Origin of the sequence: Rhodothermus bifroesti, assembly GCF_017908595.1 — a bacterium.
Taxonomy (GTDB): domain Bacteria; phylum Bacteroidota; class Rhodothermia; order Rhodothermales; family Rhodothermaceae; genus Rhodothermus; species Rhodothermus bifroesti.
The window spans coordinates 282997-297326 of sequence record NZ_JAGKTL010000004.1 but is presented as its reverse complement, the minus strand read 5'-3'; the positions used below and the strand labels follow the sequence as shown (position 1 = coordinate 297326).

11 protein-coding genes and 1 tRNA gene are annotated in these 14330 nt (G+C 56.1%); 6 read left to right on the top strand and 6 right to left on the bottom strand.

Annotated features, from left to right (window positions below; all coding sequences use genetic code 11):
• The first annotated feature begins 188 nt into the window (after nt 1-188).
• Complete coding sequence (locus tag J8E65_RS10420) at nt 189-2681, top strand: DUF5916 domain-containing protein (RefSeq protein ID WP_210375685.1); 2493 nt, start codon at nt 189-191, stop codon at nt 2679-2681.
• A gap of 5 nt (nt 2682-2686) precedes the next feature.
• Here the strand turns inward: J8E65_RS10420 and J8E65_RS10415 are convergent.
• Nucleotides 2687-2760: transfer RNA gene (locus tag J8E65_RS10415), tRNA-Val, on the bottom strand.
• 100 nt (nt 2761-2860) lie between these two features.
• Between J8E65_RS10415 and nfi the strand changes: the two genes are divergently transcribed.
• A complete protein-coding gene (gene nfi / locus J8E65_RS10410; RefSeq protein ID WP_210375683.1) occupies nt 2861-3520 on the top strand; it encodes a deoxyribonuclease V in 660 nt (219 codons plus the stop codon).
• Here nfi and J8E65_RS10405 read toward each other — a convergent pair.
• Complete coding sequence (locus tag J8E65_RS10405; RefSeq protein WP_210375682.1) at nt 3517-5967, bottom strand: TonB-dependent receptor; 2451 nt, start codon at nt 5965-5967, stop codon at nt 3517-3519. The two genes, nfi and J8E65_RS10405, sit on opposite strands and share 4 nt — an antisense overlap.
• Before the next feature lie 136 nt (nt 5968-6103).
• On the bottom strand, nt 6104-7594 hold the full coding sequence (proS, locus tag J8E65_RS10400) for a proline--tRNA ligase (protein WP_210375681.1): 1491 nt from the start codon (nt 7592-7594) through the stop codon (nt 6104-6106).
• Between the two features lie 225 nt (nt 7595-7819).
• On the opposite strand from proS, the gene J8E65_RS10395 reads away from it, so the two are divergent.
• Nucleotides 7820-9061 carry a hypothetical protein gene (locus tag J8E65_RS10395; RefSeq protein WP_210375680.1) on the top strand — a complete coding sequence of 414 codons (1242 nt, stop codon included), beginning with the start codon at nt 7820-7822 and terminating at the stop codon, nt 9059-9061.
• 83 nt (nt 9062-9144) lie between these two features.
• Nucleotides 9145-10725, top strand: a complete 1581-nt coding sequence (locus J8E65_RS10390) for an OmpP1/FadL family transporter (protein WP_210375679.1) — start codon at nt 9145-9147, stop codon at nt 10723-10725.
• Here J8E65_RS10390 and mltG read toward each other — a convergent pair.
• From mltG to tsaD, 3 genes are read right to left on the bottom strand one after another with little or no spacing between them, the layout of a single operon-like run.
• The gene (gene mltG, locus J8E65_RS10385; protein WP_210375678.1) at nt 10700-11734 is read right to left on the bottom strand and encodes an endolytic transglycosylase MltG; all 1035 of its coding nucleotides are present in this window, start codon (nt 11732-11734) and stop codon (nt 10700-10702) included. The two genes, J8E65_RS10390 and mltG, sit on opposite strands and share 26 nt — an antisense overlap.
• Nucleotides 11734-12096, bottom strand: a complete 363-nt coding sequence (gene pheA, locus J8E65_RS10380) for a chorismate mutase (protein ID WP_210375677.1) — start codon at nt 12094-12096, stop codon at nt 11734-11736. Before pheA ends, mltG begins: the two co-directional genes overlap by 1 nt.
• 11 nt (nt 12097-12107) lie before the next feature.
• Nucleotides 12108-13118 (bottom strand): tRNA (adenosine(37)-N6)-threonylcarbamoyltransferase complex transferase subunit TsaD, encoded by a 1011-nt coding sequence (gene tsaD, locus J8E65_RS10375; RefSeq protein ID WP_210375676.1) that lies wholly within the window; start codon nt 13116-13118, stop codon nt 12108-12110.
• A gap of 163 nt (nt 13119-13281) precedes the next feature.
• Here tsaD and J8E65_RS10370 point away from each other — a divergent pair, with 163 nt between their 5' ends.
• On the top strand, nt 13282-13785 hold the full coding sequence (locus J8E65_RS10370; RefSeq protein WP_210375675.1) for a hypothetical protein: 504 nt from the start codon (nt 13282-13284) through the stop codon (nt 13783-13785).
• A gap of 74 nt (nt 13786-13859) precedes the next feature.
• Nucleotides 13860-14315 carry a LytR C-terminal domain-containing protein gene (locus J8E65_RS10365; RefSeq protein WP_210375674.1) on the top strand — a complete coding sequence of 152 codons (456 nt, stop codon included), beginning with the start codon at nt 13860-13862 and terminating at the stop codon, nt 14313-14315.
• Nucleotides 14316-14330 lie beyond the last annotated feature (15 nt).

Below are 14330 nucleotides of genomic sequence, written 5' to 3'. Positions count from 1 at the left end.
AAAAGCAGATCGATTGTTTCGAATAAAAGCTGAGGCTTTGTATACGCGTTTGATGGTGGGACCGCTTTCTTTTTTGCCACACCTAGAATCGGACTGTAACCTGCTTTTGGGTATTGCGTAGACGCATGCCGGCCTACCTGAATTGAGAAGCGGTCTCGACGCTTGCCCTCCTTAACCTACCTGTGCGTATGAAAAACCTGTGTATCCTTTGGGCTAGTCTTTGGATTATTGGTACTGCAGCAGCTGTAGCGCAGCCCCAAGTACCGCCTACCCTTCAAGCAGTGCGACTAACCGAAACGCTGGACTTAGACGGACGGGTTGAAGAGTCCATCTGGCAACGCGCGCCCGTAGCTGCGGACTTCTGGCAACGTGAACCACACGACGGCCAGCCTGCAACCGAGCGTACCGAGGTACGCGTGCTCTATGACGACCATGCGCTCTATATTGCATTTGTATGCTTCGATCGTGATCCCGCACAGATTGTGCATCGCTTGGCCCGACGTGACCGTATGGTGCCGGCCGACTGGGCAGGTGTGTTTATCGACAGCTACCACGATCGCAAAACAGCTTTTGCATTTCTGGTAAATGCGGCCGGGACTAAAGCCGATTTTCTGATCGCTAACGATGGTAATGCCCCAGAAGATTTTAACTGGGATGCGTTATGGGAAGCTCATGCGGCAATGCGCCCTGATGGCTGGAGTGCTGAGTTTCGCATTCCGTTTTCAACCCTGCGCTTTAGCCGCAGCGACACCCTGCGCTGGGGGATTAACTTTGGCCGCATCATTGGCCGTAAAAATGAACAGGTTTTTTGGGCCTATATACCTAAAGCCTCGGGAGGGTTTGTCTCACGATTTGGCACCCTCGAGGGTTTAGAAGGCATCCACCCTCCTCGTATGTTTCAGCTGATCCCTTATGCGGTTACAGGTGTCACGCGGTGGAGTACCCATCTTGAGCCGCGCTACCTGCACCCGCTATCGCCTACGTTGCGTCTGGGCGGAGACTTGCAGTACGGCCTTTCGAGCAGCACCGTGGTAAACGTGACGATCAATCCAGATTTTGGGCAGGTAGAGCTCGACGAGGTCGTGCTGAATTTGACCGCCTTTGAAACGTTTTATCCTGAAAAAAGACCTTTTTTTCTCGAAGGTACTGCTATTTTCCAGACCGTAGGGGCAGGGGGAGATGAGGCTTTACAGACGTACCTGTTCTATTCACGCCGGATCGGTAGACAGCCGCAAGGCTATGATAGCCAGCCGGATACGGGTGCGTTGGATCACTGGCGCCTTGTGGATAATCCAGTAGCAGTGCCTATACTCGCAGCGGCAAAGCTCAGCGGTAAGACCGCAGGCGGCTGGGCGTTTGGCATGCTCGACGCCCTTACGCAGCGCACGTATTCCACGTGGGAGCACGTTAACGGCGTGCGCCAGCGTATGCGGACCGAACCGCTGACCAACTATACCGTAGGTCGGCTGCAACGTGAACTGGCGGCTCCAGCCTCTTATGTTGGACTCCTTGGCACTGCAACCTGGCGTGAAGCAGGTCCAGTGCAGCAGGCCTACACGGGGGGCCTCGACTGGCGTTGGAATCCCTGGGACTATGGCTTAGCTACCGAAGGGTTGGTTTCTTTCAGCCGAAGAGTACGGCTAGAAGGGCCCACGCAGGTTGGCTATCAAGCGCAGGCACGCTTAGGGTCATTCCGACATCCACATGTTGTGGGCGTGATAGGAGCCAATATGGCTACAGCAGACTATGACCCGAACGATGTAGGCTTTCACACAATGACCAATTTTACAGCCATGTATGCGTGGCTGCAGCTTCGCCAGCTGCAACCCTGGGGACCGTTCCTGCAGGTGCGCTTGAACCAAAACTACTGGTGGATCTACCGGCTCGATCCTTGGCTATATCTACGCTGGGGGATAAGCCCAAACATAAATGTGCAATGGCGTAATTTCTGGCGCACCAACCTAGGACTCAATGTGGAATCCGAAGGCTGGGATCCCTATGAATCTCGGGGTGCAGGGCTATTTCGAAGCCCTCAGCGCTGGAATGTCTGGGCTGGTATCAGAACAGACGAGCGCCAGCCCGTGGTGTTGTCTCTGAATGGCAGCTACCAGGCAGATCGCCTTGGCGGGCGCGCTTGGAATGGGGGGATTGGTGTTATCCTTCGCGTCAGTGAGCGCACCGACATCTATCTCAATCCAGGCTTCAGCTTTCGGCGTCGTGAGGTTGCCTGGGCGCAGAATGTCGAAGGGCTCGAAGCACCCCATCTGACAACCAGCGTTTTTGGCCAGCGTGATGTTGACCGTTTCAGCTTTACGCTACGCGGTGCACACACCTTTACGCGCAATCTCACACTCCAGGGCTATTTGCAGTGGTTTGGGGCACGCGGTCACTACCGGAATTTTCAACAGCTCAGCTCCTCAGGACGCCTGGAGCCTTTACCCGTGCCCTATGACCGGGAGCGCTATGGGGATCCCGATTTCCGGCGAGCTACGGTAAACGCCAACCTCATTTTGCGCTACGAATACCGGCCCGGATCAACCCTGTTTGTTGTTTGGACGTGGGGACAGCAGCTCTGGGAAGCAATGGGTACGGGTAACCTATGGCACTTTGCCTGGCGTACGCTGCACCGCTCGCCCACTAGCGTGCTGCTGGTCAAATGGACGTATACCTGGAATGCCTGAAAGGGTGGGTCCTAGTGGATTCGAACCACTGACCTCCACGATGTCAACGTGGCGCTCTAACCAACTGAGCTAAGGACCCGCGGGGTGAAATATATCTTTTCGAACGCGGACATTTCAAGCCGCTTCCCTAGTACAAGTTCCCCAAGCGTGTGCGTTCACGCAAAGCCTAAATACACACCGTGGGCCTTCGAGCGCGTTTAACGCATACTTGGGATTTAACGCCGCCTGAAGCGCAGGCGCTGCAGTGTTGGCTTGCGCAACGGGTACAGCTAACGCCACTGAGCGCTGTCAAAACGGTGGCGGGTTTGGACGTCAGCGTTCGCGCAGGAAAAGGGCGGGCCGCGGCTGTTGTGTGGCACCTTACTGCACAATGCGTTGTTGAAACCGCCTTTTTTGAGGGGCCAGTAGCCTTTCCTTACATTCCAGGACTACTCAGCTTTCGCGAGGTGCCGCTGCTGCTCGCTGTGCTGGAGCGCCTTAAGGGTACACCCGACGTGCTTATGGTTGATGCCCAAGGCATAGCGCACCCTCGGCGCTGTGGGCTGGCTACGCATCTGGGCGTCTTACTTGACCACCCAGCTTTGGGTGTGGCAAAATCGCGCCTCATAGGGCACCATGAAGAACCGGCTTTGGAAAAAGGCAGCTGGACGCCACTCTACGATCATGGTGAAGTGATTGGGGCTGTTGTGCGTACGCGTGCCGGCGTTAGGCCCGTTTATGTGAGTGCTGGGCATCGCATTACGCTTGAGGATGCCATAGCCCTGACGCTGCGTTGCACCACACGCTTTAGGCTTCCAGAGCCAACCCGCTTGGCCGACCAATTAAGCCGAAAAGCCTAAAATTGCACGCGTAGCCGTACGTTGAACGTACGGGGTGTCAGACGGGTAGGAATACGTTTCCAGATCCCATTTTGTCCGGGAATCCACGTGTAATCTACGGTATTGGTCATGTCAAACACGTTGAGCAGCTCGGCTGTCAGCTCCACGTGCACTGGACGGCCATCTGGAAGCTGGGTGAGCTCCAGCGTCTTGGTGGCTCCTAGGTCTACGCGTTGATACTCTGGATAGCGAGCCGACATGCGTGGACCTGGAACCTGGGCTACATAGGTACCGACGCGCTGGCCGGGGACTGGTGGGGTGTAGGGTAGTCCGCTGCCGAACAGGATGCGCAGGTGGAGCTTCCAGGTGGGATCTCCAGGAACATAGTCTTGCACAAAAAGGGAAAGCGTGTGCCGCTGGTCGGTAGGTCGCGGGCGCCAGCCGCGGTTGTAGCTGTTCTGATAGGCAGGCAAAAAATGCTCGCGGGTAACTAAAAAGCTATAGTTGACCCAGCTTTCGACACCAGGGACAAATTCGCCGCGTACCTGTAGGTCGAGGCCATAAGCATAGCCATAGCTGTCGTTGAGGCCGCTGTATTCGAGGTGGACGTTTTCGACCTCATAAGAGATGAGCTGGTCCAGGTCTTTCCAGTAGACTTCGGTGCGCAGATAAAGCCGTTGGCGCGGTAGGAAGTATTCGGCACCAGCAACCAGCAGATGGGCACGCTGGGCTTTAAGGTTGCGGTTGAGTTGATCACTTAAGGGACGTTCGGGCGTGGGTTGGCCGCGTAGTTCCTGGTAGGAGGGAGGCTGGTAGTAGATGCCCCAAGCTCCGCTTAAGGTAAGCAGCTCAGATGCTTTGTAGCGAAGGGATAGCCGTGGCGAAAGCGTCCATTGATGGTTAAAGGCAAAGTAGTCCAGGCGCAGACCTGCGGTCAAGAACAGACGGTTTTCAGGGAGTAGCTCCACCGCATCTTGCACGTAGCCACCGGCTTGCCAGGTACGCAGGTGTACCTGGGCACGTAAGCTGTCGAGCACAACGCGAAGCAACCCATCGCCGGAAGGATTCGCACCAACGGCTACAGCGCGTTCGTCCAGGCGATCAGTAAAAACCAGCTGACGCACGTAAGCCCCGCCCTCCAGAGCGTGTCCATGCGGATAAAACTGCCAGCGTTGGGTCGCCGTCCACGTTTGCACGCGCACCTGGTTATTGGCAACGTCTCGCTGCCGAGCTGATCCTTCAGGCACATGTTCACCGCTACCTGGGTCGACTTGGTAGAGCACTGCATCGGCTCGCACATCCCGCGCTTCTTCTTCGACAGTTTCGAAATACGCCAACTCCTGGGCTAGGCGAGCGCTGCTGCCTAGCCAGCTCGACCAGCGCATGCCTCCAAAGTAGGTATGAAAACCGGCGCGCTCCTGACCGTCATAGTTCAGCCAGATGGATTCCAGGTTTGAGGGCTTAGTAGGATCAAAGCTAACGGTGCCGAAATAGGTTTTGCGCGTGCCGGGGTCAAGCAAGAAATTGTGCTGGGCTGCAATGCCTAGAAGTTCCAACGTGTGTCGTGCAGATGGCCGCAGCGTCAACGTGCCCTGCACATCGGTATAATCTGGCTGGTAGTTGCCCTTGAGTTCTTGGGTGCTAAAAAAGCGGCGGGCGCGTGCTTTGCGCACGCCCAGCATCCAGCCTAGCTTCCCTTGGCGCACTGAGGATCCCACGGCCATACCGGCATCGAGCAGCGACAGCGTAGCTGAACCTTTGAGCGGCTCTTGGTAGGGACGACGATAGGTCACTTCCAATGCAGAAGCAAGCTTACCGCCATAACGCGCTGGGAAGCCGCCAGCGTAAAGGGCAACGCGCTCCGCAAGGGCTAAATTCAGCAAGCCTAAACCTTCCTGTTCGCCTTTCTGGGCGCGAAACGGAAGGTAAACTTCAAAGCCATCGATGAAAACTAGGTTTTCATTGTAGCCTCCACCGCGAACAGAATACTGGTAGGAAAGCTCGTTGTTGGAAACCACACCAGGCAGCACCTTTAAGGCTTGAAAGCCACTTTGCAGCGGGGTGGGGATGCGTTGCGCTGTTTCTGGATCTAGGCGAAACACACCAGCTTCGGCCTCTACGGCACGCGCTTCGACAGTAACATCTTCTAAGCGAACCACCTCGACCCGCAACGCTACGTCGAGCAACGTGGTCTGGTCGCGCACCACCACTGCCGAGTCGCGTTGCGTGGCATATCCTACTGCCGAAAAGCGCAGCACGTAGCGACCGGCAGGCAGCCGAAACTGATACCTTCCAGCTTCATCGGTCGCTGTGCCGTAGTTTGTGCCGTCAACCAGCACCGTTACGGAGGGTAACGGTGCACCGGTTTCGGCATCGGTGACGCGTCCAGCTACCCGTCCCCACCCCTGAGCCTGTAGCGCAGGAACGATGCCCCACCCGCTGAGTAGCAGCAAAACCCAACGAGCCATAGCCCACCCGCTCCGGGTTTTAAGTTCGATCTCCAAAAACGTAGTAGCAGTTGCCTTGCCGGAATAGCGGGTGCGTTAGGTTACCAAATTGTGTTTGACCCTACCCAAGAACAATATCGTCTGTTCCTCAAGGCTTTCAATACGCTCGGGCAAAGAGTACGCGCTCTTTGGAAGGTTTACCAGTGAGCATATCGCGCCCTGCTTCACGCGTACCCAATTGCTCCGCATCGCGGTCAAGCGGAATGCAACGAATCGTCGCTTTGGTTTCTTCTTTGATGCGTGCTTCTGTTTCTGGCGTACCATCCCAGGGAGCTAGGATAAAGCCGCCTTTTTCTTCGAGCACAGCCTTGAATTCCTCGTAGGTATCTACCCGTGTGGTCATTTCATCGCGGAAGGCACGAGCGCGGGCCAGTAGGTTTTGCTGGATGGCTTCCAACGTTTCGCGTACGCGCGTCGACAGGCCCGCTTGAGGCACGGTTTCTTTGGTGCGCGTGTCACGGCGGGCCAGTTCAACGGTACCCTGTTCGGCATCTCGTGGCCCAATCGCTAAGCGTACCGGCACGCCCTGAACTTCATATTCGTTGAACTTCCAGCCGGGCCGGTACGTCTCACGTGCATCGAGCTTTACAGTAAAGCCAGCATCTTTGAGCTCTCGCTCAAGACGGATGGCCTGCTCCAAGACAGCCGATTTTTCTGTATCGTTACGAAAGATCGGGACAATGACCACCTGCGTAGGAGCCAACCGTGGAGGCAAAACTAACCCTTGGTCATCGGAGTGTGTCATGACCAAGGCTCCAATAAGCCGTGTTGAAACGCCCCATGAGGTAGCCCAAACGTATTCCAGCTCGTTATTTTGGTTTTGGAAGACGCAGTTGAAGGCTTTAGCAAAGTTTTGTCCCAGAAAATGACTGGTTCCAGCCTGCAGGGCTTTGCCATCCTGCATGAGCGCTTCAATGCAATACGTCTCTACAGCGCCGGCGAAGCGTTCACTAGGCGTTTTGACGCCCTGGATGACCGGCATGGCCATATACTCCTCGGCGAACGTGGTATAGATATCCAGAATGCGCAGCGCCTCCTCGATGGCTTCTTCACGTGTTGCATGGGCTGTGTGGCCTTCTTGCCAGAGAAATTCCATAGTACGCAGAAACAGCCGCGTGCGCATCTCCCAGCGTACCACGTTAGCCCATTGGTTGATCAAAATAGGCAAGTCGCGCCAAGATTGGATCCAACGGCTAAAGGCATCCCAAATGATCGTCTCGCTGGTGGGGCGAACGATGAGATTTTCTTCCAGGCGAGACTCCGGGTCCGGCACCAGCCGACCATGTTCATCGAGCTTAAGCCGGGAATGCGTGACTACGGCGCACTCTTTGGCAAAGCCTTCAACGTGCTCGGCTTCTTTGGCTAGAAACGATTCCGGAATAAACAAAGGAAAGTAGGCGTTCTCGTGACCGGTTTCTTTGAACATGCGGTCGAGTACGGCCCGCATGTTTTCCCAAAGCGCGTAGCCATTGGGACGAATAATCATGCAGCCGCGTACGGGGGAATAGTCGGCCAGCTTGGCTGCCCGAACCACGTCAACGTACCATTGAGCGTAATCTACCGAGCGCGGTGTAATGACGTCAGCCATAGTGTACAATGATTGGCAGTAAAACAGGACATCAAGGCCACTGAAGCCCCTTTAACGCCTGAGGATATCGAAATATCAAGTGTGGTCTATAATTTGGTTCTTTTTTTACGGGCACGCGCCGAATATAGGCTTGGCTATGGCCGAGTGCAACTAGGCAAACCTTTTAGGTCAGCGTGACGTTAACTCTTTGAGACAATCCTCGCAACCCTATTTCGGGCCCAAGCCATGACTCGCCTACGAAACGTTGTCCCTTTGGGCTTTGCCCGCCAGCGCTTGGGGACCCTGCTGCTTCTTGGCCTGATGGCGTTTGGACTGACCGGTTGCTACACGCAACTGGCGGTCACCGAGCGTAACTATACCCCGCGGCCGGATCGCGTCGTCGTTGAACGCTACGATGGGGACAGCACGGTGGTCCGGGAATACTACTACGAACGCGGGCCATACTACTACCGGCGCTATTTTGCACGTTTTTATGGAGATCCGTTCTTCTACTACGACTGTTTTGATCCGTGGTATTACGATCCATTCTACTGCGACCCGTTCTACTATCCAAGTTTTCGCTTTCGGCTAAGCTTTTACTGGGGCGATCCGTTCTTTTTCCCGTATCACGGATACGCGTACTGGTTCTACGGATTTGGTTACTATAGCCCCTACTATTGGGCGTATTATCCGGTCTATTATGGGTACGTGCCTCCTGGGCGACGGGTCGTGTGGAACTATGCGCCGCGAGGGAGTGCGCTTGGGCGTGATGCTTGGGTTGGGCGCAGCCCGCGCACTAGCGGTCGTAATCGCTACGATGGTCGGGACGATACCGAGACGCGATCGGTTGTGCGCACAACACCAGGCGCGGTGATCACACCGCGTGGATCGTCAACTGGGATCGAGGGTCGAACTCCCCAGAGCGTTCCAGCGTCACGGTCGGTTTCTCGCGAGCAGCCTGTGGACGTGCATCGTTCCAATACGCCAAGAGCGACCACTGGGCGATCGGTGATTTCGCGTGAAGCTGGGCGTGAAGCTGAAGGGCGTGCTGCGCCACCCGCAGAGCGGCCTGCCGTAACCCGGCAGCCTGCCGATCGCTATGCCCCACAAGCGCAGCCGCCATCTGCACCGCAGCGTGAGGAACGGCCGCGGGCGGTACCACCTTCCGAAGGATCAAGATCATCAGGAACCCGGCAATCCGGCAACCGAGAGGGAACGCGTGACCATCGCTCCTACCAGCGACAGGATAGCGGTTCTCGCTTATGGGCACCGACCGCGCAGCCAGCGCACCCAGAGCGTTCTAGCACGACGGTACGGCCAGCACCAACGCCTCCCCGCGTGCATCAAGCTCCAGCGCGGCCCAGTAGCCCACCCCCTCGGGTGCAGTCGGCGCCCCCTGCACGAACTTCAGCCCCGGCCGTACGGTCTTCAGGCAGCAGCCGAAGTTCAGAATCGTCAGCTCGGGGAGGTGCACGCCGTGGCGGCTAAGGCTTAAAGCGTACCGGCGAAAGGCTCATCTGCAGTAAAGGGAGGGGAGTGTCTCCTAATGCACCAATGCGTATGCAACGGTTATGAAGCAGGTAATTTTTTGCTGGAGTCTTTGTTTGCTTGGTGTGCTGCATGCTCAGGCCCAAAGTGTAGATGATGCCTGGCGTTTTTCGCAGCGTCTTCCTGCCGTAGGGGCTCGCTTGACTGCGCTATCGGGTACCAGTGCAGCTGGACTGGCCGACTATGGCGTGCTTTATAGCAATCCAGCGGGGCTAGGCTACTATACGCACTCAGAGATTGCCGGCGGGCTGAGCTGGCTTAATGCTCGTGATGCAGCCATCTACCATACGCCTACCCGTTTCGATTGGGAAAGCGAACTGCGTGCAACCGACTTAGACCATTTGGCTGCCGTCTATAAAGCGCCTACTGTACGTGGTTCGCTGGTTCTTGGCTTAGCGTATGCCCGCACAGCTGACTTCACGCGCCGCCTTTACTTCCAGGGTGAAAACAACACCAGTTCGATCACCGATTCCTACTTGCCCTATCCCGGAGAGTACGAGGTGACCTCAGAAGGTCAACTGGTCTTTCATCACGACATCCCATTTATGGCTTACCAGGCAGGTGCTATTGAGTTTTTGCCTGATGAATACCAGGCTGGGCGCTATCCATTCTATCAGGCTGTCGCACCTGGTACAACGATCCGGCAAATCGGTGAAGTCACCGAAGAAGGTGGCCTCAATGAACTTAGCTTGGGTGCAGCCATCGAGGCAGCCCGGAACCTGTTTTTGGGCTTTTCCCTTGGGTTTACCAGCGGTCGCTATCGGTTTGAACGGCGTTTTGAAGAAGAAGACTTCCGGAACGAGAACACGGAAGCACTCTATGCAGTCATATTGAATGAAAACCGCGTGCTGGCCGGGTTTGACTTTTTGCAAGTCCGTGAATACTTCACTTCAAGACTGGAGGGCTTTAGCATGCGGGGTGGCCTTTCGGCTCGGCTTTCGCCGCAGTGGCGTTTTGGCGTTAGCATAGAAACCCCTGTGTTTTTCCGAGTGCGCGAGGACTATGGCAGCGTGCTAGAGACTTTCTTCGACACAGGGGGGTCGCTGGCCTACGGCGGACAGTCGGGCGATGCGGGTACAGGCACGTTCCGCTATGAGATCCGCACTCCCTGGCGGTTGCGTACGGGCATTGCTTACCAGACCAGCCGTTTGCACGTGAGCCTGGATCTGGAGGCCATCGATTGGTCGCAGCTCCGCTTTGACGCTGCCAGCAATCAGGCATTCATACAGGACTTAAACCGCCGCGTGCGCGAGGAGCTCGAGCCCGTACTCAACGCCCGATTAGGCTTAGCCTATCAATTGGGAAGCACAACGCTTTATGGAGGGCTAGCGGTTTTTCCCGATCCTCATACCTCGGAGATTCAACGCTCCGAGGCAGATCGGCAGCGCGTTTGGGGTTCCTTAGGAATTTCCCTGCAATTGGCCGAGTCGTTTCGGCTGGATTTAGGCTGGACGCAGGAGCAGTTTGACGACTACTATCAGCCCTATGCCGACGTCGAGCGGCCGCCTTTTGTACGGGAAACGGTGCGGCGCAGCCGCTTTGTGGTGGGGTTGAGCTATACGCTAGGTTCAGCACAGCCTATGGGGCGTCCACGCCGTCGGTAAGCATACGGCGTCGCTCCACAAGACGTCGGTAGCGACGGGCAGCCTCGACGTGTTCTTGAAACGTCCGGCTGAAGACGTGCCCGCCTTCGCCATCGGCTACAAAGTACAGATAGTCGTGCTGCTCGGCATTCAACACCGCCTCTAAGGCATTTCGGGATGGGTTCGTAATTGGGCCTGGAGGTAGACCACGATACCGGTAGGTGTTATAGGGGTGGTCGATGCGATAGTCAGAAAATAGCAAGCGACGCTTCTGGCCTTCTTGTTGAAGAATAACGTATTGTACTGTAGGGTCGGCCTGGAGCGGCATACCACGCCGCAGGCGGTTCAGATATACACCAGCCACGCGGCGGCGCTCTTTGGGGCTTGCTTCCCATTCGACGATAGAGGCCAGCGTCACGACTTCATCAATCGTTAGGCCCAGGCTGTCGGCAAGGGCACGCCGCTCAGGGGTAAAGAAGTCCAAAAATGCCGCATGTACGCGCCGCACCACGTCGCGCGGCGCGGTAAGCCAAAAAAAGTAATACGTGTCTGGCAGCAGGCGACCAAACAGATGGAGCGTATCGGTGCCCAGCTCAGCCGCCAGTGCAGAATCGCGGAGGGCACTTAGGAGCGAATCGGGGCTGCAGGCCAGCACGCGGCAGACGAAGGCTGCAACGATTTCGGGCCGAGAGCCTGGTGGAATCAAGACATGCACTGGGGATTGCAGCCCGCGTCGTAAGACGTTGAGCATGCGATAGGTTGAAGTGCCTGTAGCAAACGTATAGTAGCCAGCTTTGATTTGGCGATGCCATCCGGTAAGCCGCGCCAGCCAGACAAATGGTCTGCGGTGCTGCAACACACCTGCGGCCTGCAAGGAATCGGCCACTTGCTCAAGCGAAGCTCCGGGAGGGATCTTGACGCCGCGACGGCCTTCGAAAGTAGGCGTGTTGGAGGCGACAACTAACCAGAGTATCGCAGCCCCGCAGACCAAGCCCAGCGTAAGTCCTACAAGCAGCAATACACGTCGCATTAGCTGTTTGGCGTTGGGTCTTGGTACTTCTGCCGTTCTAGTGAACGCGTTTCATCGATGATGCGCTCAAAAAGGCGCCGAACCGCGTCATTGGATAGGGGGCCTTCGTTTGCAGTCAATACATTGCGCAACACCTCTTCTTCACGTTCGGGCACGTAGATAGGCAAGCCCAGCTTTTTTTTGATGTAGCCAATATAATTCGCACAGCGGGCGCGTTCGTTGAGCAGGCGCAGGATCACCAGGTCGATGGCGTCGATGCGCTGACGCCAAGGAATCATATCAGCTTCGGTCGGCGATTCTGGGAGCTCTGGGCGATGGTTTTGGACGCGATCCAGCGCGTGCTGTAAGCATTCCAGCGACATAGCACACATTTTTAGGCAGCGAGCGTGGGCTTGGCCGATAATGTCAGCGGACTTGTGAGTCCTGCCTGGGCTTTAAAGTAGCCGGTAATGGCAATCATAGCTGCATTGTCCATGCAGTAAGCCATAGGTGGAATATACAGCCGAAAATCCAGGGCTTGGCTCAAGGCTTCGGCTGCGGCACGAAGTCCCGAGTTGGCCGAAACCCCGCCCACGATAGCCACGTGCCGAATGCCGGTGGCTTCGACAGCGCGTCGCAAGGCATCGATGAGCACGTCAACTACAGCTTGCTGAAATGCTGCGCAAAGGTCGGCAAGATGATGCCTAAGGAGACGGTCGCGTTCTGTCTCGGAAAACTGGTTCAGATAATACAGCACGGCTGTTTTTAGCCCACTAAATGAAAAGTCGTAGCCCTCTAGGCGTGGCTGCGGAAAGCGGATAAAAGCAGGATCGCCTTTCTGGGCTAGCCGGTCAATTTCAGGCCCTCCAGGATAGCCCAGGCCAAGAAGGCGGGCGACCTTATCGAAAGCTTCGCCTGCCGCATCATCTCGGGTGCGTCCGAGCACTTCGTGCTGAAAACCCGCTTCTACGCGCACCAGTTGCGTGTGTCCTCCAGAGACCACTAAGCACAAGTAGGGAAAAGGAGGCGAGGGAGCCGTGAGAAAGACCGAATACATGTGGCCTTCCAAATGGTTGACGCCAATAAGCGGTCGCCCAAGGCCTAAGGCAAAGGCTTTCGCAAAGCTAAGCCCCACCAACAGCGATCCGATCAGTCCTGGACCATAAGTGACGGCTACAGCATCGACATCGGCGGGCTGAAGCTGGGCTTCCTGAAGGGCCTGCCGCACAACGGGCACAATTTGGCGTTGATGGTCGCGTGAGGCCAGTTCAGGCACTACCCCTCCATAACGGTTATGCAGCGCTTGTTGTGAGGCGACCACACTCGAGCGCAGTTGCCCTTCGACAACAACAGCCGCCGCTGTGTCGTCGCATGAAGTTTCAATTCCTAGAATAACCTTTGGCACGATTTAGGCCAAAAGATGACTTCTCAGTTGGCGAAAAAGCATGCCTAAGGGAGGGAAAGGTTTCCAGCGCAGGCAACAATTAAGACGATTGGCCGTTCTTGACAATAAACCAGCGAAAGCTTACTCTTACAACAACCTGCGGGGCTAAAAAAATAGCAATGCCATGCGCAAGACGCTCTTACTGGTTGGCTTGATGGTGATGTTAGGTCTAGCCGCTCCAGCTCAGGCCCAGCTTCGTGAAAATGTGCCTGCTGCGGTGCAACGCGCTCCTATGCGGCTTTACAGCATGGGATCGGGATTCTCGCTCAACGATTTGTTCAGCGCGGAGCACTTTCGCATGCAACACACCTATGAGATGAGCATGGGAACGATTGGGGGCTACAGCTATTCGCTGGGGGTTTACACCAACTCTATGCTGTGGCAGTTTAGCGATAAGCTGGCTGCACGGGTTGACATTGGGGTGGCGCATTCACCTTTTGGTGGCAGTCTAGGACTAGAGCGTCGGCCGCAGATTTTCCTGCGCAATGCTGAAGTAGCTTACCGCCCACGCGAAAATATGCTGCTTCAGTTTTCCGTACGTCAGAGTCCCTACGGCTATTACCTTTATCCTTACGGATACTATCCATTTCGGCCATACGGTGCCTCGCTATTCTGGAACGATCCGTGATGCACGTTGTGGGAAATACCCAAGCCAACGCGGCATACCGCGCGGTGTGTCGCGTTTTTTATCCTAGTTGACCTATGCGGCGTAAGCGGACGCAGCGTCCAAAACGATGGGAAGGTTTACTGCTTGTGGTGCTCTTGGCGGGCGTCGGTTTGCTGCTGTATGCATTAGGTGTGCGCTTGTTGGCCCCCCGAGTTGACCCCGCACGCGAGAAAAATCCCGCGCAGCTTATTGGGAAAATTATTCAGGTAGAAGTGCGAAATGCTTGTGGTGTAGAGGGCGTGGCCGCCCGCACAACGCACTATTTGCGCCAGCGCGGTTTTGATGTAGTGGAGGTCGGCAACTATACGCGCATAGAACCACATTCCCTGGTGATTGATCGCGTAGGTGATCTGGAAGCAGCCCGTAAAGTGGCTGCGGCACTGGGCATCCCTGAAGAGCGCGTCCAGCAGCAAATTCGTCCGGATCTGTTTCTGGATGCCTCAGTGATTGTAGGACAAGACTATGCTTCGCTGGCGCCGTTTCAAGAATAACCGTTGAAAGACTGC